Source organism: Streptomyces sp. NPDC058289, from assembly GCF_042880975.1.
Classification (GTDB): Bacteria; Actinomycetota; Actinomycetes; order Streptomycetales; family Streptomycetaceae; genus Streptomyces; species Streptomyces stoeckheimensis.
On the sequence record NZ_JBHVYI010000122.1, the window covers coordinates 1 to 22,161 of the forward strand.

Genomic DNA, 22,161 nt, shown 5'->3' on the forward strand with positions numbered 1-22,161 from the left:
CAACGTTCTCTGGGCCATGCTCCGCGACGGAGCGTGCTACCAGCCCGCACCATCAGCCACGCAGACGGCTTGACATCCCTATTGGGAAGTTCTTTCCGGGATTGCGGTAGGAGATCGTCACGTAGAACGGGGTGCGGAGCTTCTGCTCGTCGTCGAGTTTGAGGCCGGATCCGGTGAGATCGGCGGGGTTTCCCTTGCGTACGGACTTCAGTGTGCCGGGCAGTTCGAGGACACCGCCCTCCTCTTGGCCGGCGTCCCACCGCACGGCGATCGTGTCGCCTACGTTCGCCATTTCCTTCGAGGCCGCGTCGAGGCCGCCTGCGACCGGCCAGGAGGCGACCTGCTTGGCTGGACGGATGAGCCCGCGTCCGGCGGTATGCGTCACGGTCATCGCGCCGACGTCCTTGGGAAGCATGTACATCCCGCACGAGGTGTACGAGCCGCCGGGCGCCAGGGTGTCGGGCGCGGAGTCCTTGCAGAGGTCCGAGGCGCTGACGCTGACCTGCGTGCCCGGCGCCCAGTCGGTTCCGGTCAGGGCCAGGTTGCGGAACACCTCGTAGGCGTGGGGCATCCCGTCCTTGCCTGTGTTGGTGACCTCGTAGGTCAGGTAGAACGGGATCTTGTCCTTCAGGTCTCCTTTGACGCGCACACCCTTGAGGTCGTCCTCCGAGCCGCGGACCAGGCTCTTGACCGCGAGCCGGACCGGGTATTCCTGCTCGTCGACGGAGGTATGGACGACGTCGCGGGCACCGATTGCCACGGGCAGCTCGGTTCCGGAAGGCGAACCGCCCTTCGCTTGCACTGCGGAGCCCTGTGCACCCGCACATCCCACGAGCAGGACAGTCCCCGCTATTCCCGCGACCGTCATCTTGAAATACCTGTTCAGGTGCACAGCTTCCCCTTGGTGCATACCGATGTGCTAATTGGCACATGCTAAGTAATCGCTTTGTGTGGATGCTCGGCGGCCCCCGGACGCCGTTCTGGGTGGAGCTGTGTCGTGAGCTGGGGCGCCGGGCTGAAACCGGCCGCTCACGTGGCCGGGTGCTCAGTGTTGGCGTGCTCGGTGGGCGGCGCGGTCGCGCCATTGGCAGTAGGCGGCCGCAGGGTCGGTCCAGTACGTCCATGGGAGGCAGCCCAGGTAGCCGTCGACGATCCTGAACTGACCGAGTGCGGCGTCGTACCGCTTCTGGCGGGTTAGGAAGTAGGCCAGCAGGTGGCGAACCTCGGCGACGTCCGGATGATCCGGGCGCGCCGCGGCGACGTCCGCCAGAGCGGCGTCGACCAGGGACAGGACGTGCGGTGAGCGGAAGTCCGCTTCGGTCGCCTCAGTGTCGCGGTGCTCGTACCAAGCGATCAGGGGCATCACGGTGAGCAGGCTGCCCAGTGGTGCGCCGGCCGCCGCCTGCTGCGCGAAAGACATGGCCTGTTCTTCCGAGCCGCGCCACTTCGCGCACCAGTACTGGAGTGCCGCGTAGTGGGCGCCGTAGTGGTGCGGATCGCGGCCGGCAATCTCCGTCCAGATCTTCTGCATAACCGCCTCGGAGTAGCCGAGGCCAAGTGCTGCATAGATCTCGTTGACGTAAGCAGACCACCCTGGCCCGTCAGCTTGATCCCGTCGGCCCTGGCCCGGTCCACTAGCTGACTGATCAGCTGGTCATCGAGAACGTCCGGCACCAACCCGGACGGCTGTACCTCCGCCACGGCCTCCGCCGACACGGTCACGTCTGTCATCAGGTGTCACTTCCTGGTCGAAGATCCACCGTTGACCGTACAGACCCGGTCGAGGCGGCGACGATCCCTCTGCGGGAGGCGGTCACCATGCTGCTGGAGCGACTGGAGGAGGAGATCAGCTGGCTGACGAAGACCTCCCCGGTGGCGGGGGTGCGGGCTGCCCGCCGGATGGAGGTGGTCGCGGAGCGGGTCGGCTATTGGGCGGCCCGCGGTCCGGTCGCCGACCTCGACACCGCCCAGGCGGCGGCTCATCTGGGGCTGGACGAGGCCGCGGCGCGCAGGAGATTTTAGACAATACGATCAGGAGTTGCGCCGATCGCGAGACCTGAACCCACCACAATCATTGGCACAGCCAAGAGGGCAGCGAAAACCCAGCAGAGGGACCTTGAGGCAGTGTCCCCATCTCGGGCTGATGCACCGTGCCAGGGTAATAGCCCGGACCAGGTGCCAGCGAGGGCGTTGGGGTCGGCAGTTCAGGATTCTACTGAACAACAGCAGAGAGGTTAGTTGATACGACTTGCTGGAAAATCTCATTGTTGGCTCGTCGGCAGATTACGGTACCTTCAGCGCGGCTGATCACCTTGTCTCCGTTCCGATGCCAGAGTCCCCACCGGCGAAGAAGCCGGTGGGGACTCGAATTCTCGCCTTTGTCGGTCGAGTTGGAGACCTATTGGCGGGGATATTTCCTGGCCCTGCCCGTGCGGACCGGATGGGTTGATTTCTTCGAATTCAAGCGCCCAACCTTGCAGTTGGGGGCGTCAGGGCAGTGCTTTGTCGACTGCGATCGATACTCAATCGCTGTATGGGGAGAGGAGTTCCTGTCGTCCTTTCGAGAACCGACAGGTGCCACTCTCCTTGTCGACGAGGATCGGAGCATTCCCGCCGAGTCGCAAGTCTGGATTGCTCGGAGGGTAGATGCAGATAAAATATCCCGGAAGGTGATATTTTTTTGTAATTTCGACCACGCATCCCCACTCATCCCATTCCGGGATGGATGCGCGGCCAAATTCCTCAGCCAGTGAAATTGCCGCCCTTTCTGTGATGGTCACTTGCCACCTCCGGTGTGCATGAAGTCCATGTGTTCCCATGTCATGTCTGCGTACCCGCCAGACTGGCCATCGAGGAATTTTACGTTTCCGCCGTCATTTACGGCGTTGAAATAGTGTCCCCATATGATTCTTCCGCTGCCGTCAGTGTCGAACCCGTATACGATCCCGCGGGCTCCGTCTCCTCGCCTGAGAAGGTCTCCTGCAATTCCATCTCTCCCTGATGTTGGCCTAAATGTGGACCCGAAGTGTGCCTCGAGGACGCTGGCGTCCGTGATATTTCCGGGGCCAGCGACAGCGCTTTGTCCTTGAAGTCGCAGATCCGTGGCAACGGCACACTTGGCGCAGTTGGTCTCTGAGCCGCTTGGGTTTACTCCCTTTAGGTTACCTCCGGGGCGGGTTCCCTGTGGTCCTTCGACGGCTCTTATCCCTGCGCGCATTTCTGCGATAGGGCCAAACAGTTGCATCGTTCTGTTGTGTGCGCTTCTAAGGTCACATATTTCTTGTGACTGTCCTGCGGCGCATGGAAGGTCTGGGATCTCTGTTGCTGATGGGCCATTCAGGCGGTTGGGGTCGAGGATGCTGCCCTGTGGGACCCCTTGTGCCGGGTATCCGGAGTTGGTCTGGACGCGGCGAGGAGGTGTATATGGCTTGCCCCAGTGTCGCTGCCATGGGGTGGTGCTGCTGCTGACGCTACGGCAGTCGGGGTCGTTGCCGCACTTGCTGCCGCTGAATCGCGGGGGGCCGCCGCCTCTGTAGCCGCCGCTGTTGTTGTGGTCCTTTCCGCCGGGGGTGACGGGGTTGCTGGGGGGGCTGCCGTCGGGCTTTTCTCCGTGGCCGGTGCCGTCGTCTATTACGAGGCCTGTGGGGTCCCAGTTGGTGAGGGGGCTGTTGTTGGCGTATTGGTAGGCGTTGTGCTGGCGGGGGTCGTCGACGACCATCAGGGGGTCGACGGAGAGGAATCGGCCTGCTGCGGGGTCGTATTCGCGGGCGCCGATGTGGGTGAGGCCGGTGGTTTTGTCCTGGGTGCCGCCGACGAAGCCCTTCTCGCCGGGCCAGGCGGTCGGCTGGGTACCGCGTTCCTCACCGAACGGTTTGGTGAAGCGGCGCTGGACTGCGAGCGTTGCCGCGTCGATGGAGGTGGTGCCGGTGTTGTGGTGGTCGGCCGCGACGTAGGAGAGCTTGCCGGCGGAGGTGCGGACGATGGTGGTGCCGCCGGGGGTTGCGTAGTAGCGGGTGCCGGTGACCTTGTCGGTGGCGGTGTCGCGGGTGAGCTCGTCCGAGCCGGTGTACAGGGTGGTCTTGCCGGGGTCCTTGCGGGCGAGGCGGTTGCCGGCTGCGTCGTAGATGTAGGTGGAGGTTCCGGTGTTGGTGGTGTTGGTGGCGAGTTTGCCCTCCGCGTTCCAGGTCAGGGTCTGGATGGGGTCGCTATCGCCGGGGAGGGTCTGGGGGCTGTCGCCGGTGTCGGGGCGGGTGAGGGTGTTTCCGGTCTTGTCGTAGGTGAGGTTGGTCGTGACCGCGCCGTTGCTGCCCGTCTTCCTGGTGGTGGAGATCGGGGTGTGCGGGCGCGCCGTGCCGGGTGCGGGGTAGGTGTTGGTGGTGACGGCGGTCTTGTTGGCGTCGCCTGCGGGGTCGTGGTCGGTCAGGGTCTTGCGGTTGCCGGTGACGTCGTAGGTGAACGACTGCCAGTACGGGGCCGGACCGCCGATGCTGCTGGTCTCGGGGGTGGTGTTGGTGCAGCCTCCGATACCGGGGACGCTGGGGCCGGGCTTGGTTGTGGTGGTGCCGGTGTCGGTCCAGGCCTCGGTGAGCCGGCCTTGGTAGTCGTAGGTGAAGCACTGGGTATCCCGTGCTGCGCCCTGGATATTGGTGACGGATGTGACGTCGCCGTTGGGGGTGTAGGTGTAAGCGGTGGTGTTGACCGAGGTGACGGCCTCTTGCTGCTTGTCGAGCTCGGTCCTCAGGATCCGGCCGGTGGCAGGGTCCAGGATGTTGGTGGCGACGACCTGCTTGGGGACGTCGCCGAAGGTGGTGCGCTGGACCTGGCCGAGCTCGTTGTAGTCGATTTCGTTGACGTAGTCGACGGTGTTCGAGCCGTAGGAGACGGGAAGGCCGTTGGGGTTGCGGCCGGTGGAGAGGTCCTCGGCGGGCAGGCCGCCGACCGCGGGTACGTCGGTGCTGGTTTCCAGCCCGGTGATCAGGTTGTAGGCGGTGGAGGTGGTGTAGGTGCCGGTGAGGGCTCCTTCACCGGCGGGGACGGTCAGCTTGCTGCCGGTGGGGCGGTAGCCGATGTCGTAGCCGGTGACTTCCTGAGTCCAGGCCTTGCCGCCAACCCAGCTAGTGGATCCGGTTGCCAGTCCGGGCAGGAGGGTGTCGTACTCGTACTCGGCGAGCTTGGTGCCGTCGGCCGCGTTGAGGTTGCGGGTGGTGGGGCGGCCCAGGATGTCGTAGTTGGTGAAGATGGTGGTGCCGCGGGCGTCCGTGGACGATACGAGGCGGTCCGCCGTGTCGTAGGTGCTGGTGGAGGTGCCCTTGTCGGGGTCTACCGCCTTGGTCTGACGGCCTTGCAGGTCGTACTCGTAGGACCAGTCGTTGCCGGCCGGGTCGGTGATCTGCGTCAGCTGGCCGACGGTGTCGTAACCGTAGCGGGTGGTGTCGTACGCCCCCGTGGGGGTTCCGACCTTGTACTGGCGCAGCTGGGTCTTGCTCCCGCGGGCATCAATGATGGTGCTCGTGGCGCTGCCGCCCTGCGGCGGTGTGGTGTCGACACGGTCGGCACCCGGATACGCGATCGTCGCACGCCACTGCTCGATCGTCTTGGACGAGAAGATGTTCGCCACAGGGCGGCCGAGGCCGTCGTACTGGGTGATGCTCTGGGCGGGAACCAGGGTCTCGACGGGGGTGAAGCGGTTCTTCACCGGGATTGAGTCTTTGTTGAAGTAGGTGCCGCTGGTCTTGAAGGCACGGCCGCGGCTGTCGTAGTAGGTGTCCGTGATCAGACGCGTGGTTGCCGAGTTGTCCAGCGGGACGGACTGGGTCTGGACCTGCTGCCCCATGGCATCGAGGATGCTGATGGACGTGGCGTACGACTGGTTGGCCCGGAGCGTCTGGCTGGTGACCGAGCTGGTGCCGAACTGGTTCAGATCGTAGGCGAACACCTTGCTGGCGCTCTCGCTACGGGCACGGCCCGGCAGCCACACCTGGGTGGTGCGGCCCAGCTCGTCGTAGGTTGCCTCGGTGGTGCGGTTGTTCTGGTCGACGGTCTTGACCGGGAGCCCGCGCAGCGGGTGCAGGGTGGTGGTGGTCGTCCAGTTCTTGGCGTTGGTGACCTTCAGGGTCGTCGCGCGGGCCGGGCCGGCCGGCGTGTAGGCCGTTTTGGTGGTGGCGCCTGCGGCGTCGGTGGTGCTGGTGATGCGGCCGTAGGTGTCGTAGGCGGTGGTGGACTTGGCGATGTACTTGTGTACGCCGGAGTCGAAGCGGTCCAGGACGCTGGTGTTGGTGGGCAGTCCGGGGCCGTCGAGGGTGCCGAAGGGCTTGTTGTCGTACTGGACGCGGCTGCCGTCGAGGGTGTTCGCCTCGGTCGCGGTATCGCCGCAGGCGGCCTGGGTCCGCAGGACCTGTGAGACCCGGTCGACGATGTAGACGGTATCGGTGATCTTTCGGACGTAGGAGTTGGTGGTGCAGATGTCGGGCAGACCGTCTGCCTTGTCCAGGACCGTCCTCTGCAGTCCGTAGGTCTCGTCGTAGTCGACGGCCTGCGAGGTGGTCCGCCAGGTCTTGTCGGCGAGCAGCACCTTCTGCTGGGACAAGGCCGTGCCCTGCATCCGGGCCGTGAGAGGAGGCCGGCCGTCGCCGTCGCCGCGGCTGTGGGTGGCGGTCACCTCGGGGATCCACGGGTCGTGCTGGGCGGTGGAGACGAGTTCCCCGCCGTCGGAGGCGAAGGTCTGCAGCTCGCGGAGAGTCCCGGCGAGGTGGTTGCTGTCCTTGACTGGTTTCCCGGCGATGTCGGTGAAGGTGACCGACCGTGTGGTCTTGTTGTCGGCCTTGAAGTCGCCGTCCATGCCGCGCAGGTAGTAGGCGGACGTCTTGGACACGGCGTCCGGGGCGAGGCCGGCGCGCGTGATGACCTGTCCGTAGCCGCGGAACTGGTTCCAGGTCCGGTACTCGGTTTTGGTCAGCTCGTCGTCGTCGCGGTGCCAGGCGGTGCCGCCGAGGTACTCGTAGCGGACCTCCTGGTCGCGTGAGCCGCCGAAGGGGTCTTGTTCGGTGACTTTGTCGACGACGTATTTGTGGAACCAGTCCAGCTCCGGATTGTTGGGACTCTTGGGGTCCTTGTTCCAGTAGACGGGGAAGCAGCGCTTGGTGTTGGCGTCGGCGGCCGCGGGCAGGCCTGCGCCGGGGGAGCAGTCGGCGTCCGCGTAGTGGACGTCTGTGATCTTGCCTGTCTCGGACTTGATTTTCACGATGCGGTGCCGGTTCATGGCCGGCCGCTGGTCGATGCTGGAGTCGACGCGGTTGTTCAGCGGGAGGCCGTAGAAGACGACCTGCGGCAGGGTGAACGACGCCGTATCGTCGTATCCGGTCCGGCGGACGGAGGCCAGCCACAGGGACGGCGCGGTGCCATCCTTCGGGTCGCGGAACTGATGCGTCAATGCGTACGAGTCGACGTTGTCGTAGCTGCCGGTACTGTCCAGGACCTGTGTGGTGATCTTGGTGAGCCGCTTGGTCGTCCAGAACGTCGGTGAGTAGTTCTCGCAGGTACCGGTGGCCGCGCACTGCTGGTCGAAGGGCACGTCCGGCCACTTCGTCTTATTGGCTGCGTTCAGTTTTTCCGGCGCGCAGTCGAAGACGCCCTCCTCCGGAAGGCAGCGCTCTTCAACATCGAAAAGTACCTGTGCCGTCGGCTTTACGGTGTCGGCGTCGTTCAGCTTCGAGCCGTAGGTGATCTTCTTGAGGTTGCCACCGCGGACGTACTGGGTGAGCGTGCCGGTCGGGTTCGCGTTCGAGACGCCGCGCTTGTAGCGGTTGGTTTCGGTGTCGTAGGTGTAGGTGATCAGGCCGCCGTTGGAGTCGACGACGAAGTCGAGGTTCCAGCGCCAGGCCTGCGTGCACCAGGACGTCTCGAACGTCGACTTGTTGCAGTCCTCGCCGGTGTTGTTCCCGTAGACGGGCATGGTCCAGGCCGAGTTGGTGGCCGACGCGGTGGGACTGCCAGGCTTGTGGCCGAGGCCGAAGTAGTACTGGGTGCCGTCGGTGGTGGTCACCTTCCAGTACTCGCCGTTGTCGTCGCCGTTGACCGCACTGGTCAGGCGCTCGACCCTCGAGGCGTCGTCGTTCTCCAGCCGCCATTTACCGGTCGTGTCGTCCTTGACCAGGGCGGAGGACTTGCCATCCAGGGAGAAGACGGCGTTCTCGCCGGCCAGGCACTGATCGCCGGATCCTGTCTGGCCGTCCTCCGCGCATGGTTTGAAGCGGCGTTCCACGAAGCCGGGCGAGTAGTCCCAGCCCTCGCCGATCCAGGAGGCCTGGTTGTTCGTCGCGGCCGTACGGCCGTCAACGGCCTGCGAGCTGTAGGACAGGGCAACGTTCGGCTTCGTGCCACCGAGGCCCTCGGGTAGGCCGATGGGGTAGGACCAGGAGAACCCACCGGTGTTGGAACCGCTGCTCCAGGAACCGGAGGCCCCAAGGCTGGTGGCCGCGTAGCTGCCGGCCGGGCCGCTCGGGCTGCTCGACGCGCCGAAGACGGTGGCCTCGCCCGAGGTACCCGCATCGGCACTCAGGCTCTGGGCAGCGCCTTCAGGTGCCGCGAGGGGTACCTCCGCGCTGAGGAGACCGGGCCGATCACCGTCCTTGGTCGTGGCCAGCGGAGTCTGCTTACGGCACTCCGGGCGCTCGGGCGTCGTCAGCGCGCACTCGGGAAGCGTGACGAGCTGGGCACGCGAGAGCCAGTCCGCGCCGAAGGAGCCGGAAATGTGCGAGACGTCCACGGACACCTTGACCGGACCGCCCTTGGTCACCCCCTCACCCGGGCGGACCGATACCAGCATCCCCTGCAGGCCGGCCTTCTCGGCAGCCGCACGGTCCTCGAGCTCCACCTCGGCCTTGCCGCTGCGCGGCGCGTCTTCCGTGGCGGCGGGCGCGACCCATACCGGTGCGTCACCGACGCGGCTCGGATCGGGAGTTGGCGCGGCCGGACCCTTGGGGAGGTCAGGGTTGGTGAAGAGCGAGCCGTCTGCCGGGATCGGCGCTTTGGCGCCGAGATCGACCTCGGCGTCGGTGGCCGGCGGCCAGTAGACGTCCTTCGGAGCCCAGGCATCAACCTGCTCCTCCGGAACCTCTTCCCCTGCCTTCGGGGCGCTCTTCCCGGGTACCGATTCGGCTTCTTGCACGGGGCCGGGTGACCAGAGAGTCGGGTCCTTGGGCTTCCACTCGGAAGCCCCGGCGGTACCGGCCCCCACGATCAGCGAAAGCACAACAGCGGAGCTGACGAGTATGCGGCGTTTTGCCGCAGATCGCCTTCTTTTTGAGCGTAGTTCTGGTGGCGCCTGCACGGCATTCCCCCCACGGTCAGCCAAATGATCAATTGGCGACGGATCCTACGCTTGATTCCGGTTCGCGAAATGATCATCAACCTGGACAATCTCCCCCCGGCTGACCTGTGTTACTTCAAAGCGTGATCGAATATTTACCATTCACTTATGCGATGCATGGCTTGAAAAAATGGACATCCCATACATGTGGGAGATTTGGCCCTGAATCTTTGGTTCCGAACGGCGGGGCACTTTGAAGTACCTGGTCAGAGAGCTGTTAGCGTTCGCGGCCAGTTGACCATCGCGACCACATCGGGAGTTTTGCCGTGGGGGGCACACAAAGAAGCAAACGACCGGCCAGCCGGCCGGTCGCACTGGCAGGGCTGATCGCACTGGCCCTGTCGATAACCGCCGTCGGCGCCGCACCCGGCGCCACGGCAGCACCAACCGTGGACACGCCGCCCGTGCAGAGCGAGCCGGCGCCGCCGCAGCCGCTGAGGACCGAGCGGGAGCAGGCGGAGGACGCGGCGCTCGCCGAGGCGAAGGCCACGGGTAAGCCGGTCCCTGTGCCGGCCGTGACGACCGAGACCGACACCGTGGTCGCCAATCCGGACGGCACCCTGGGCCTGACCCGCAGCGTCGCCCCCGTCCGAACTAAGCAGGACGGCCACTGGGCGGACCTGGACGCCACCCTGGTCAAGGCAGCCGACGGCATGGTCCGCCCGAAAGCCTCGGTGAGCGGCCTGACCCTGTCGGGCGGCGGCACCGCCCCGCTTGCCACCCTGGACCAGGACGGCAAGCAGCTGGTGCTGAGCTGGCCGAACCCGCTCCCCGAACCGGTGCTTGAAGAATCCAGCGCCGTCTACCACGAGGTCTTCCCGGGTACCGACCTAAAGATCACGGCCGACGTCAGCGGTGGGATCTCGCAGATCCTGGTCGTCAAGTCCGCCGAGGCCGCCAAGAACCCGAAGCTCGCCAAGCTGACCACGGGCCTCAAGGGCGAGGGCGTGACCGTCTCCGCCGACGAGCACGGGAACCTGAAGGCCGCTGACATCTCGGGCCGTACGGTCTTCCAGGCGCCGACCCCGACGATGTGGGACTCCACCACGCCTGTCCAGGTCCCGCTCGCCAGACAGGCCGGTACCCTCGCCTTCTCCCAGATGGTCACCGCGGACGAGCCGCCGGCCGGCACCGGGGACGACGAGGCGGTCAAGACCACCTCGGACAGCGAAGGCCCCGGCGACGCCGCCAAGACCACCCGCCTGCAGACGGACCTCGGTACGGACTCGATTGCCCTGACCCCGGACCAGTCCTTCCTGACCGCCCCCGACACCGCCTACCCGGTGTACATCGACCCGGCGTGGATCCCCATCGAGCGCGAGACCCAGAGCTGGGCCTGGGTCCAGGAGGCGTACCCCACCACCACCAGCTACAACGACTATGCGGACCCCTACGACCCCGGCGTCGGCTACCAGCGCTGGCAGACCAAGACGGGGTTGGAGCGCTACTACGTCCAGCTCTACTCCAATGACCTCGGCGACAAAGTCATCAAGAAGGCGTCCCTCCACGCGACCCAGTCCTACGCCGCCGACGCAACCTGCAACAACCGCTACAACGTGGACCTGCATGCCACCGGCCCGCTCCTGTCGAACATCACCTGGCAGGCCCAGCCCGCAGACCTGGGAGTCTTGGGCACGGCCTCGATAAACAGCGCCGGCGGCCCCGGCTGCCCCGCCTCCTCCACGCACGGCGAGTGGGACGTGGCCGGCCACCTGACCGCATACAAGAACAACCCCTACCTCACCTTTGCCCTCTTCGCGGACAACGAGTCCAAGACCAGCAGCAACAACGGCTTCAAACGATTCACCCGCGACAAGACCAAGCTGCCGTTCTTCTACATCGAGTACAACCGCGCCCCGAAGAACCCCTGGGGCCTGACCACCACCCCCGCACCCCAGAACGGCTGGGTGGGCGCCAGCTCCTACCCGGGCATGAGCATCAGCGCCTGGTCCGGCGACCCCGACGGCCAGGCCACCTCGGCCCGGTTCATGGTCTACGACACCGCCGGCGGCCCCGAGGTGTACGACAGCGCCCAGATCGGTCTGGGCAGTGGCGACCACAAGGTGACCGCTTACCCGGAGAACCTCGTCGACGGCCACACCTACCTGTGGCAGGTGCAGAGCTTCGACGGCGAACTGGGCTCCGCCTGGGTTGAAGGCGGCCGCTTCACCATGGACAGCCAGCCGCCATCCATCCCAGTCGTCACCTCCGCCGAGTACCCGCCATCCGGCACCCTGCCCGGCTCGACGAAGTACGTAGGCCAGAAGGGCAACTTCAAGGTAAGGGCCGCCGACTCGCTCAGCGGGGTTCTCTTCTACGAGTGGGCCTTCAACGAGGACATTCCCGTCGGCGGCGCCGACCGCATCAACGCCGCGGCCGACGGCACCGCCACCATCGCGCTCACGCCCGGTTGGTGGGGCACCAACATTCTGCGCGTTCAATCCGTGGACCGGGCGGGCAACCGCTCGCAGCAGCAGACCTACGTCTTCTACGTCCCGGACAACCCGAACGCCAAGACCACCCTCGGCGACATCACCAACGACGACCTCGTCGACTTCATCGCCCCCGCCGACAACGGCGACCTCATCGTCTACCCCACGGCCACCGACCCGTCAGCAGGCGGCCTGATCGCCTCTACCAAGGCCAACAGCCCCAACCCCGGCTCCACCGGCAAGGGCTGGGGCGACGGCACCCTGACCACCCATCGCGGCGGCAACGGCATCGAGGTCGATGATCTGTGGGCGTTCTACAACGGACAGCTCCAGGTCTACCGCAACTCCAAAAAGGTCGGCGGCCCCTACTTCAACGCCAGTAACGTCGTCGATGTGGCGCGGCCGGATGAGGGCTGCACCGTCGCCACTACCAAGAAGCCCTGTGGGCCGGAGTACGCAGGAAACTGGAGCCGGGTCAAGCAGATCCTCGCCGTCGGCGACGTACTGCCCGACGCGAGCACCACGCCCCAACGAAACGACCTGCTCACCGTAGAGAGCAATGGAGCGGGCGGTACGCAGCTCGTTCTCTTCCAGGGCAAACCAACCACGGGCGATCTGATCGACCCGGGGACGTTCATCCTCAGCACGAGCGGCTGGGAAAACCTCACGATCATGGCCCCCGGTGACGCCACCGGCGACGGCCTGGCCGACCTGTGGGCCCGGGACGACACCACAGGCGCCGTCTACCAGTACGCCAACGTTGCAGGAAACCCGGCCGCCCTCGGTGACCACACCAAGCGCACCACGATCGGATCCGGCGTCTCTGCCGCCAAGTATCCGGTGATCGGCACCTCTGGGGACACCAGCGCCGACGGCATCCCCGACCTCTGGGCCCTCGATGACAACCACCGTCTGCGGACGTGGAACGGCAAGGTCACCAGCGGCAAGGTGACCGGCTTCGCCGGTTCCGATCTCATGGGCGATGCCCGGATCTCCACCAACCACTGGAAGCTTGACGAGACGACGGGAACGACCGCGGTCGACATGCGCGGCCGCAACCACGGCACGCTCAGCGCCACCGGTGCCACGCGTATTGCCGGCACCGTCGCGGGAACGGCAACCCAGGTCATCAGCCTCGACGGCGCCAGCGGCACCGTCACCTCCGCCGGCTCCCCGGTCGACACCACCAACAGCTTTACCGTCTCGGCTTGGGCCAAGTCCGCGGGGAAGAACGTCGTCATCAGCCAGGACGGCCTGCACGCCAGCGGCTTCATGATCTGGCACGACGCGGACGGTACCTGGCGCTTCGGGATGTCCAAGCGTGATGACGACGGCTGGGACTACGACCAGACCGGCGTCATGAACGACGCAGCCAAGGTCCGCCTCGAGGAGTGGACCCAGCTCACCGCCACCTACGACGACGTCACGGGCCTGATCGCCCTCTACGTCAACGGCACCCTCGCCGGTACCGGCCACCACCCCAAGGCCAACGTATGGAAGGCCACCGGCCCGCTGGTCCTCGGTCGGTTCAAGAACCAGAGCAAGCCCTGGTCCTTCTGGAAGGGGCAGATCAGCAACGTGGCCGTCTACGACCACTCCACGGTCCCCTCCGCGACCAGGACCACCCTGGTCTCAGCGGTGAACAGCGACAAGTGCGCGGATGACGACCAGGGCAGCAACGCCGAAGGCAACCGCATCTACATCCACGACTGCAACACACCCCCCGGAACCTCCCAGACCTTCCAGATCCGGGAGGACGGCCAGCTGCGCGTGGCCGGCAAGTGCGTGACCACCGCATCCGGGGGCACCGCCAACCGCACCCTCATCCAGCTCAACACCTGCACCACCGGCGCCGGCAGCCAGCAATGGCTCCCCACCGCCACCAGCGGCTTCTACAACCCGCAATCCGGCCGCTGCCTCGACCTCCCCTACGCCCGCACCGTCAACGGCACCCAACTCGAACTCTCCGACTGCAACGCCTCCAACGCACAACGCTGGCACGCCTCCGGCCTCGCCTCACCCCTCGGAGCCATCGGCTAACCCCAACCACTGACCCATGACCGCTGGCCCGCCTCCCCCCAGGGGAGACGGGCCAGCAGCCTTTGCCGATACACACCCCGCGCGGCTGACAGGCCACCACGCCTCTGCGATACCAGGAGCGGCAAAAGGACGCGAGAATCGAGGGAATAGGGCACGGACCTCATCAGCAGCGCGGAGTTCTCAGCCGCCGAACTGCCTTACACCCGGGACACCGTCTGACCGCCCGCCTCGCTCACACCGTGCAGCCCCGCCGCAGAGGGGGATGAGCTCCCGCTGCACGCGGCCTGGTCCAGCTGCGTTCCTACCACCCGGACGGCCCGCGCCCCCGCACACCCCTCACCACCACCGTCCGGGCCACCCGCCGTGGCCCGTCCAGCGCACCCTGGCTGGCAGGCGCCCGCGCGACGTCTGGAGTGACGGCTTTCCCTGGGACGTTCCCGACGACATCTGCTCACGTGTGCAAGCCAGACAGACCGCGACCCCGGACATCTCGTGGCTCTGACGGCCCACCCGGGGGTGGGGGCGAGCTGTCCGGACGGCAGGGCTACGATCACGCATTCGCTCATGTTTCGCAGATGCAGGTGGGGGAGTTATGCAGACTGGTGGGATTGGCGTTGCAGCTGATCGGGAGTGGGTCATCCAGAACGCGAAGGGAAAGAAGTTCGTGTACGACTCGGCGACCGAGGCCTTCGGGGAGCTGGATGAGTACGGTGAGGGCGCCGTAGTACTGACCCGTCTGGTGTACCGGGGTTTGTTCCGCACCAAGCCCGTGGAGGACTGGCAGCCGGCAGAACGCCCTGCAGTCTGATCGCTGACGCCATACCTGCTGGAGTCCGTCAGCGCTGCGCACGAGTCCAGGGCATCCGATGCGCCCGGTGCCGCATTCAAGACGGCCCGCCGTTGGAGATCATTAGCGGACCGGATACCGACCCGCGCACTGGTACTGCTCCCAGAAAACTGGAACAGGTCACCGCAAATCTCAAACGAACCAGAGCCCTTCAGGGGAGAGCGCTCGTCCATCCTTCACTTTCCGCCGGTCTCCGATCGGCCGGCGGTGGGGCTGTGCCGGGGCGGCAACTTTGATCACCACCCCGGCCTTGGCAGGGCAGTTCAGACCTGGTACTGGCCGATGGTGATGAAGTAGCGGAGTTCCTCAGGGGTGCCGTCGATTGCCTTGTTGGCTGCGGCGCGCAGGGCGTCGCTGATGCCCGGGCGGGCCAGGATCCGGGCGACGGCGACACGGTCATCCTCGGCCTGGGCGAGGCGCCGCCCTGTCTTGAGGAACGCGGTGCGGTTGGCGGGGGTGCCGTTGAGGGCCTTGTTGGCCTCGCGCTTGACGGCCTTGCCGGAGGCGGGGTCGGCGAGAATGCGGAAGATGGCGACCGAGTTGTCCTCGTCCTGAGCCTTGGCGTAGCCGGTGGCGAGGAACGCGGTCCGGTTGGCGGGGGTGCCGTTGAGGGCCTTGTTGGCCTCGCGCTTGACGGCCTTCCCCGAGGCGGGGTTGGCGAGAATGCGCGCGATCGCGGCTGCGTTGTCGGCGTCGGAGGCGACGGCCTTGGACGCGAGCGGCGTGCCGGGCGGAGTGGCGGCGAAGGCCGGGGTGGCGACAAGCAGGGCCGGAGCGAGTGCGGCAGCGGCCAAGGCAAGTCCTGCGCGGACGGTGTTCATGAATCCCCCTCGTTGGAACCGACCGGTGATCGATTCTTCTGTTTGCAAGATCACCTGATCGTATGTCACACACATGTTCGATGCGGGTCGACCTGGCTAGCCGAAGCGAGGACGGTGCGTCTCCGGGACGCTCCCCACGGGGGTATCGGTCAGCACGCGCGTTGTCGTCGCGGCCGCGCGAGGGGTGGGACGGGTGGCGGTGAGTGAGGATGCGCGCCGTTCCTGGGGGCCGTTGACCGAGGGCCTGAAGGTTCCCCTGGACATGAATCTGGGGGACAGGGCGAAAGTGCTGGAACAGCTCGGCGTGGAACCGGCCGCGCACGCGGCGATGGTGTCGATGGTCAGGGATGTGCTGCCCGAGCACGAGGCGGGTCTCCTCATCGGCGCCCGTCACTGGCCGCTGCTGGCCGCTCGCATGCAGCAGCTCGGCGACAGCCAGGGCCAGAAAGTCCTCGGCGCGCATCTGGCCCGTCTGGGTACGGACACCTCCTGGAAGCAGAGTCCGGCTTCCGCGTTGGTGGGGCGCCCGGTCGAGCAGACACACCATGCCCTGACCACGCCTCCGCCGGCACGAGTGTCCCGGGTGCGGGTGTCCCCGGGCGCGGCCCGCTCCCGCTCCACCACAACGTCCAACGGGGCGGCGCCGGGCCAGGCCGCTCCGACCGAAGCCGCGGTGCCCGCCCACCGGCAGGCCGCCGCGCGGGTCAAAGGGACGGGACGCGCACGGCATCGTTCCCAGATCCGGGAACGATGCCGTCCGGGGTGTTCCATCGATCCCATACAGGGGAATCGCGCAGGTCACAGGAGGGGGACGGGCGGGGTGATGATGTCGGGCAGGCAGCGTCGGGTCGTGTACGGGACGCTCGCGGGGGTCCTCCTGCAGAGCTGCGCCGGGTGGGTGTTGTGGTCCGGTTACACGGATGCGGGGCTGGTCCTGTCGCTGATGGCCGGCGCCGTGGTCCTGAACAGCCTGTGGTGCTTGGGCATCCTGGACCGCACCCGTGCGATGTCGATGGCCGGCGGCTGGTGGTACCCGGTGGGGGTTGCCCTGCTCGCGACGGCGGTCTCGGTCCGTTTGCACCGGTCGGTGAAGAAGCTTTTGGTCCGGCTGGACGGAGGTGTCCACCCGTTTGGGTACCGCGAGGTGTTCGGGGTGATGCTGCCGTTCCCGGCCGGGATCCCGCTGCTCTACATGCCGGGGCTGTACGGCTGGCTGGTGGGAACCCCGGTCGCCCTGGGCGGCGTGGGCACGGCCGTGGCGTGGGGCCTGGTCATTGCTGGGGGAGCGGGTGTGCTCGCCGCCAGCACCCGCCTCGACTGACACCGGGGCTGGCTGTTGCGGTGCCTTGTAGTTACCTGGGGCGGTGTGCGGTTGTGGGTTGGCTGCATGTGGTGCTGGGTGTGCGTGCTGGGCTGCATTCGACGATCTCTCGTGCGGCCCGCAGGGTGATCGGCTCGTCGCCGAGGAGCCTGGTGATGAGGATGGCGGTGATGATGGGGACGCCCTGGTCTTTGAGGTGCTGCTGGACGGTGTCCATGTCGGTGCCGGCCGCGAGCAGGCCCTTGCAGATGTCGATGTGGTCAGCGATCTGCTGCGCGTGCTCGGGGGACAGCCCGAAGACTGAGGTGAGGAGTTCTTCCGCGGTGGGACTCTGCATGCTGGGGATCCTCTCAGGGGCTCGCGGCAGGCTCCAGACAGTTTCGGTGGCTGGCCTACGAGGGGCCGCGGAGGGTGTGGTCCAGGGCCGTGCGCAGGATGTGTCCGGTGGTGGTGATGTGGGCTGTGATCCGGGTGCGTTCGGTGAGGGCTTCGGGTGGTGCGGCGGATCCGGTGGGCCACACGTCCTTCCACTTTTCCAGGGCTTGGACGTGGGGTTGGTTGGTCCAGTAGACCCCGCGTTGGAGGGGTGTCCAGAGGGCTTCTGGGAGGCTCACGACGAGTCTGGCGGTCAGCCCGGCACCCGAGTGCGGTCCGGCGCCCCCTAGCGTCTGTCCGGCCCGCTGAGCGCCTTGGGGGATCGGGTCCCACTCCCGTAGCAGGCCGCGGTGTTCGAGTTCGGTGCGGAGCGCGGGAGCGAGGGCGTGGAGCCGGCTGACACGGTGTTGGCCGCTCTTGCGGAGCCGGTCCCGCTCGGCGCGGATCCGCGTGCGGGCCGCGCGGAGTTCGGGCCCGCGCAGCGCGAGGAGGTTCGCGTCCTGTTCGGCGGCGGCCTGCCAGCGGCTCTCGGCGGTCTGCTGTTCCTGGACCAGAGCGTCGAGCCGGTCAAGGTCAGCGGGGGAGACCGCTACGACCATGATGTGTGCCATGAGCCCATCCTGATGGGTGCCATGGATCCTTCATTGCCTTGCGACAAGGGGGTGCACCAGGGCGCGGGGCGTTGAGCTGGGGTCTTTCGGCTAAGGCGTGTCGTTCTTCTGCTGAAGGCCGGTGTCGTTTCCCACTGAAGGTTGGTTGTCGCGTGTGTGGGCTTGTCGTGCGGGCCTGAGTGCTCGGATCTCTGGGTTCCCATGGGGCGCGGCAGTGGCGTGGACGTGAAGCGGTCCTGGGGCCGCTGACCGAGGGCCTGGCCGTGCCCCGGGACCTGGACTTCGGCGCCGCGCGAAGGCGCTGGAGCAGCTCGGCGTCAACCCGCTCGCGCACGCCGCGATCGTCGGTGTCGTCAAGGACGTGCTGCCCGAGACGCAGGTGGGTGTCCTGGTGGGCTCGCGCCAGCGGCCCTTGCTGGCCCACCGCATGCACCAGATCCGCGACCAGGGCGGCACCGGTCTTCTCGCCGCGCACCTGGCCCGCTTCCAGGCCGACACCTCCTGGAAGGGCGGCCCGTCCTCCACGACGGTCGGGCGTCTCGTGGACGCGACCCTGCACTCTCTGACGACGCCGCCCTCGGCGCCGGCCGCGCCCGCGTCCCGGGTGAGGGTCTCCCCGGCGGCGGCCCGTTCCCGCTCGACCACCACGCCCGCTGCCGCGGCCCCTGGACAGCTGGCCCCGACGGAAGCCCCACCGGCAGCAGGCCGCACCGGCCAGGGGCGCGGGGCGTACGCGGTGACGGGGGCGGCTCCCGCACCCGGACGGCGGGGAGTCCGGGCGCGGGCGGACCGGGTACGGGCGGCTTGGTGGGGGCTGTCGGGCCGGGACCGGATCGGGGTCAGTGGGCAGAGAGCAGTCGTCCCGCGGGCGAGACCGGCCCCTTCGAGGGTAGGTCAGGAGACCGGGTCCACACGTATCTTGCGCGCCGGGAGACCTCGACCACCGACAGTTCATCCGGCACTGGCCGGGTGGGTTCGAGATGAGTCAGTGGGTGTGTCGGCAGGTCTGCGTCGCGGCGTCGAAGTGCATGAAGCCTTCCTCGCAGTCAGGGCATGCGGGACAGGACTTGTCGTGAGCGCGTCCGTTGTCGCATTCGATGAACCTGGTGGCATCCCAGGGACCGGCAAGGTTGGCCATGGTCAAAGAGCGTTTTGTTCCGCCTTGGGTGTTTGGTAAGTAGCGTGGTGTCAGCGGATTGGGTCCACGCATGGAGGCGTGTGAGGATCCGCCCATGGAGTGCGATGTGTGTGGACGGGCCATGTGGCGATGGCCGGCGCTGCCGGCGGTGACGCATTCGGAGATCTGGTCCTGTTCCTGGTGCTACGCCTCCACCTATGTGGGTGGTGAGTGGTTCGAGGTCGCGCGGCCGCGGTATTTGCCCGTGGGGATGCGCTGGGAGAGGGCCGTTGCAGACGGCCTTCCCGCCGACGTCTCCCACGCCTTCGGCATTTTTGACAGGACGCTGTGCGGAATCCAGGAAGCCGGCATGTCGCCGTCCGACTACTGGTGGCTGCCGGAGCGGGAGAACGCCTGCGGCGCTTGCCGGGAAGCGGCGGGTGTCATTGATGACCGCTGGCCGCAGGCGATGAGGGGCGAAAATGCGCGGGTCAGCGTGGCCCGGCGACTATGAGTCCTTCCAGTTCGGAGTCGATTCTCGCGTGAGCCTGCGGCTCATCAGGTCGATCATCGCGAGGCGGATCATCGCTTCGGAGCGGTATGGGTGGGTTTCGTAGTCGCGAGCGAGGCCGCGGTGGTTCATGAGCCAGCCGAAGGTGCGCTCGACGACCCAGCGGCGCGGGATGACCTTGAAGCCCTTCTGGCCCGGGTCGCGGCGGGTGACCTCGACGTCGATGCCGAGGGTGGCGCCGTGGTCGATGGCCTTGGTTCGATAACCGGTGTCGGCCCATGCCTTGGTGATCCTGGGGTGGGCCTTGGCGATGTGTGAGAGCAGGTGGATGCCGCCGGCGTTGTCGGAGACGCTGGCCGCGGTGACCCAGACCGTGAGGAGGAGGCCGAGGGTGTCGACCCCGATATGGCGCTTGCGGCCTGCGATCTTCTTGCCCGCGTCGATACCCTGGCTGGCGGCCGGGACGTTGGCGGAGGTCTTGACGCTCTGGGCGTCCAGCACGCACGCGCTTGGTTCGGCGTCCCGGCCTGCGGCCTCCCGGACCAGTCGGCGGAGCAGGCCGTTGAGCTGGTCAAATACGCCGTCCTTCTGCCAGGCGGCGAAGTATCCGTAGACGGTTTCCCACGGCGCGAAGTCGTGGGGAAGGTAGCGCCAGGGGATCCCGGTCCGGTCCACATACAAGACCGCGTCCATGATCCGGCGCAGGTCGTGCTCGGGCGGCCGGCCGATGTCCAGTCCCTTCCCTCGCCGCTCGGCCCGCCAGGTCGACAGAATGGGCTTGAGTAGTTCCCATCGGGCATCGGACAGGTCACTCGGATACGGCCGCTGTCGAGACATGTTTCGATAGTTCCGCCGGCCGACAGACAGCCACAGGGCGCAAACAGGGGTGAGTGGGGGCGCCTTGGGACCAGACAGGAGCGAATGGGCGGAAACGTGCCTGGCAATGGCGTCAGCCGTCTCTCAGGTCACGGAGAACGACCCTGGCCTCAGCAGTCCCAGCCCACTCCGCTACCCAAACAGCTGCCAAACGCCCCCGACGGGACAAAACGCTCTTTGAGAACCTGTTCCTGAACCTGGGAGTTTGCCGCAGCGCTACGGACAGACTGCGCCTCGAAACTCCCTGACCGCAGGTGTGACGAAGACGGTTGGCTAGGGGGCCGCGCCGGTGCTGGCGAACGCTGTTCGTATGTTCCGGGCGTGAGGCTCTTTCGTTGGCGTGGCCGGAACGGTTCAGGTCAGATGGCAGGAACCCCTTTCGCTCACACCGCAGTCCTGTACCGGGCGGGGCGCTATGCCGAGGCCGAGGCGGAGGCACGCTCCGTCGCCGCGGGCCCGTTCCGGCCGCGCCACGAGATCTACGGACCGCTCGCGATGGGCATCGCCGCTCTCGCAGTGGGCGCCCAAGGCCGTCATGCCGATGCCCTCACCATGTACGACGAGCTGTTTCCGGCCTCCGTCAGGGCCTATGGCTCCGAGCACCCCCACACCCTGAAATGCGCTCGGACCGCGCACAGGCGCTGGGTGCACTCGGCCGCTACGGCAAATGCGAGGCGCAGTGCGCGGCCGTCGCACAGCTCGCGGACCGCGGCATGGGACGGGACATGCAGCTCATAGCGGCGGTCGCCCGTACCGGGCAGGTCTCCGCCCTCACCGAGCTGCGCCGTCATCCGGAGGCCTAGGTGCTGGCGCGCCAGGTGCTCGCGACCCGTCACGAACCCGACCGGCTCAGACTGCTCCTGCGGCTCGCTCTGGCCGCCACCCTCGGTGGCCAGGACCGCCACGCGGAGGCCTTCGCCGAGGTGCAGCGTGCCGACGTGCTGCGCCGCAACTTGTCCCAGGGGGACTACCGGCCGGCGACCGGCGCTGTCGATACGGTCGCAGCTACGGCTCTCTTCGGGCTGGGCCGTGTCACCGAGGCCTGGCCGCGGGCCGCGGCCGCGTACGACGCCTGCCTGGCGACCTTCGGCCCGAATCACTATTGCACCGGCAAGGCCAAGGCACTCCTCGACAGCATCGACGGGGCTTGAGCAGGCGGGCCACGGCGGTATCGGTCACTGTGACGGCTCGGTGAACGGCTCCGCAAACATCATCTTTCGGACTATCGGGGACTGACCTGCGGCTTCGGGCTTCAGGAACAGCTTGTGAGGCCGCCCCCCTGAGCGTGCCGCGGCCGGAGCCGTACGGAGAGCCAGAGGTTCCCGTACGGCTCCGGCCCTTCAGCGGAGCTGGGTGGGACGGGATGGTCAGCTCACCGGCGGTGCGTCAGAGTGCCGGGTGGGCGTTCTTCATGAGCTCCTGGAACTGGGCCGAGAACCACTGGCCCGACAACGGTGCGTCGGGGAGGGACCCCGACATGCTGTTGCCGTTGCGTGCGTTGCCCGTGTAGGTCGGGTCGCACATGCGGTCGAAGCCCTTGCCCTCGTTGTTGGGGATTTCCTTGCTCGCGCCGTCGGACTCGCCCGGGGGCTTGATCCACACGTAGGCGTCGATGCCTGCGGCGGGGGCGGCCTGGGGTCGTTCGCCGAGGCCGGCGCCGGCCTGGTTACACCAGTTGCCGAGGTGGATGCGCCGGTCGTAGCGGCCGCCGTTGACGTAGGTGTCGACGCTGGTCAGTGCGCCGGGTCCGGTCGGGCGGGCGGTGCCGCCCCAGCCGTTGCGGGAGGTGTCGATCAGCATGCCGAGGTTCGCGTCGAAGCCCAGGGAGACCAGCTTGGTCCGC

General features: G+C 67.0%; 16 protein-coding genes. 7 read left to right on the forward strand and 9 right to left on the reverse strand.

The features are described from left to right. Positions 1-52: 52 nt before the first annotated feature. Together ACFVX6_RS36950 and ACFVX6_RS36955 are read right to left on the reverse strand one after the other, a co-directional pair. Positions 53-760 (reverse strand): hypothetical protein, encoded by a 708-nt coding sequence (locus tag ACFVX6_RS36950; protein ID WP_389698976.1) that lies wholly within the window; start codon positions 758-760, stop codon positions 53-55. A gap of 285 nt (positions 761-1,045) precedes the next feature. After that, positions 1,046-1,531: a hypothetical protein gene (locus tag ACFVX6_RS36955; protein WP_389698977.1), complete on the reverse strand. Its 486-nt coding sequence runs from the start codon at positions 1,529-1,531 to the stop codon at positions 1,046-1,048. Positions 1,532-1,818: 287 nt separating this feature from the next. Here ACFVX6_RS36955 and ACFVX6_RS36960 point away from each other — a divergent pair, with 287 nt between their 5' ends. Continuing rightward, positions 1,819-2,022 carry a hypothetical protein gene (locus tag ACFVX6_RS36960; RefSeq protein ID WP_389698978.1) on the forward strand — a complete coding sequence of 68 codons (204 nt, stop codon included), beginning with the start codon at positions 1,819-1,821 and terminating at the stop codon, positions 2,020-2,022. 500 nt (positions 2,023-2,522) lie between these two features. On the opposite strand, the gene ACFVX6_RS36965 is transcribed toward ACFVX6_RS36960, so the two are convergent. Together ACFVX6_RS36965 and ACFVX6_RS36970 are read right to left on the reverse strand one after the other, a co-directional pair. Next, the gene (locus ACFVX6_RS36965; protein WP_389698979.1) at positions 2,523-2,780 is read right to left on the reverse strand and encodes a hypothetical protein; all 258 of its coding nucleotides are present in this window, start codon (positions 2,778-2,780) and stop codon (positions 2,523-2,525) included. Next, complete coding sequence (locus tag ACFVX6_RS36970) at positions 2,777-9,166, reverse strand: RHS repeat-associated core domain-containing protein (RefSeq protein WP_389698980.1); 6,390 nt, start codon at positions 9,164-9,166, stop codon at positions 2,777-2,779. Before ACFVX6_RS36970 ends, ACFVX6_RS36965 begins: the two co-directional genes overlap by 4 nt. Positions 9,167-9,771: 605 nt before the next feature. On the opposite strand from ACFVX6_RS36970, the gene ACFVX6_RS36975 reads away from it, so the two are divergent. Together ACFVX6_RS36975 and ACFVX6_RS36980 are read left to right on the forward strand one after the other, a co-directional pair. Next, complete coding sequence (locus ACFVX6_RS36975) at positions 9,772-13,839, forward strand: LamG-like jellyroll fold domain-containing protein (protein WP_389698981.1); 4,068 nt, start codon at positions 9,772-9,774, stop codon at positions 13,837-13,839. Between the two features lie 592 nt (positions 13,840-14,431). Next, positions 14,432-14,647 carry a hypothetical protein gene (locus ACFVX6_RS36980; protein ID WP_389698982.1) on the forward strand — a complete coding sequence of 72 codons (216 nt, stop codon included), beginning with the start codon at positions 14,432-14,434 and terminating at the stop codon, positions 14,645-14,647. 302 nt (positions 14,648-14,949) lie between these two features. On the opposite strand, the gene ACFVX6_RS36985 is transcribed toward ACFVX6_RS36980, so the two are convergent. Further along, positions 14,950-15,507: an ALF repeat-containing protein gene (locus tag ACFVX6_RS36985; protein ID WP_389698983.1), complete on the reverse strand. Its 558-nt coding sequence runs from the start codon at positions 15,505-15,507 to the stop codon at positions 14,950-14,952. Positions 15,508-15,700: 193 nt separating this feature from the next. On the opposite strand from ACFVX6_RS36985, the gene ACFVX6_RS36990 reads away from it, so the two are divergent. Continuing rightward, positions 15,701-16,828, forward strand: coding sequence for a hypothetical protein (locus ACFVX6_RS36990; RefSeq protein WP_389698984.1), 1,128 nt, complete (start codon positions 15,701-15,703; stop codon positions 16,826-16,828). Between the two features lie 31 nt (positions 16,829-16,859). Here ACFVX6_RS36990 and ACFVX6_RS36995 read toward each other — a convergent pair whose 3' ends face one another. Together ACFVX6_RS36995 and ACFVX6_RS37000 are read right to left on the reverse strand one after the other, a co-directional pair. Continuing rightward, positions 16,860-17,165, reverse strand: a complete 306-nt coding sequence (locus tag ACFVX6_RS36995; protein WP_389698985.1) for a hypothetical protein — start codon at positions 17,163-17,165, stop codon at positions 16,860-16,862. A 55-nt stretch (positions 17,166-17,220) separates the two neighbouring features. Beyond that, positions 17,221-17,814, reverse strand: a complete 594-nt coding sequence (locus ACFVX6_RS37000) for a hypothetical protein (RefSeq protein ID WP_389698986.1) — start codon at positions 17,812-17,814, stop codon at positions 17,221-17,223. 1,232 nt (positions 17,815-19,046) lie between these two features. Between ACFVX6_RS37000 and ACFVX6_RS37005 the strand changes: the two genes are divergently transcribed. Next, positions 19,047-19,445 (forward strand): hypothetical protein, encoded by a 399-nt coding sequence (locus tag ACFVX6_RS37005; RefSeq protein WP_389698987.1) that lies wholly within the window; start codon positions 19,047-19,049, stop codon positions 19,443-19,445. On the opposite strand, the gene ACFVX6_RS37010 is transcribed toward ACFVX6_RS37005, so the two are convergent. Next, positions 19,440-20,279, reverse strand: a complete 840-nt coding sequence (locus ACFVX6_RS37010; protein WP_389698988.1) for an IS5 family transposase — start codon at positions 20,277-20,279, stop codon at positions 19,440-19,442. The genes ACFVX6_RS37005 and ACFVX6_RS37010 overlap by 6 nt on opposite strands. 656 nt (positions 20,280-20,935) lie before the next feature. Between ACFVX6_RS37010 and ACFVX6_RS37015 the strand changes: the two genes are divergently transcribed. Together ACFVX6_RS37015 and ACFVX6_RS37020 are read left to right on the forward strand one after the other, a co-directional pair. Then, positions 20,936-21,121: a hypothetical protein gene (locus ACFVX6_RS37015; protein ID WP_389698989.1), complete on the forward strand. Its 186-nt coding sequence runs from the start codon at positions 20,936-20,938 to the stop codon at positions 21,119-21,121. Then, positions 21,122-21,469, forward strand: coding sequence for a hypothetical protein (locus ACFVX6_RS37020; protein ID WP_389698990.1), 348 nt, complete (start codon positions 21,122-21,124; stop codon positions 21,467-21,469). It begins immediately after the preceding gene. 235 nt (positions 21,470-21,704) lie between these two features. On the opposite strand, the gene ACFVX6_RS37025 is transcribed toward ACFVX6_RS37020, so the two are convergent. After that, positions 21,705-22,161 (reverse strand): glycoside hydrolase family 6 protein (locus tag ACFVX6_RS37025; protein WP_389698991.1); only part of this gene is annotated, 457 nt, incomplete at its 5' end.